The organism is Furfurilactobacillus entadae (assembly GCF_045862745.1).
Lineage (GTDB): Bacteria > Bacillota > Bacilli > Lactobacillales > Lactobacillaceae > Furfurilactobacillus > Furfurilactobacillus entadae.
In genome coordinates, this window is the sequence record NZ_BQXN01000073.1 from 1 (window position 1) to 335 (window position 335).

Genomic DNA, 335 nt, shown 5'->3' on the forward strand with positions numbered 1-335 from the left:
TTTTCGATTACACATGGTTCAGTGGTAAACACTCGCGAGATAAATTAGGCCCGGCGTGCTTTCCGCTGTCCCTTCCGACGGCGTTTGAACCAGATGATGAAACCGGCAACGAGTGCGAGGAGCCAACCAACCACGGTGGCACCTGCCTGAATTTCAGTGTCTGGTAATGCTTGACGGTTCTTATCAGCGTCAGTGGTTGACGTTGGTAATCCTAATTCATTATTTGAATTAGATGTGCCAGGCGTTACCTCATCAGGAGCGGTGGTATTTCCGTTGTTACCAGTGGTGTTGGTATCACTATCGGAGCCACCATTATTACCGTTTCCATTATTATC

The 335-nt window shown here is 48.1% G+C and carries 1 pseudogene; it reads right to left on the minus strand.

From position 1 onward, the window contains the following. Nucleotides 1–44: 44 nt before the first annotated feature. Nucleotides 45–335: pseudogene (locus ACKTR5_RS11810) on the minus strand (hypothetical protein); the annotation flags it as partial.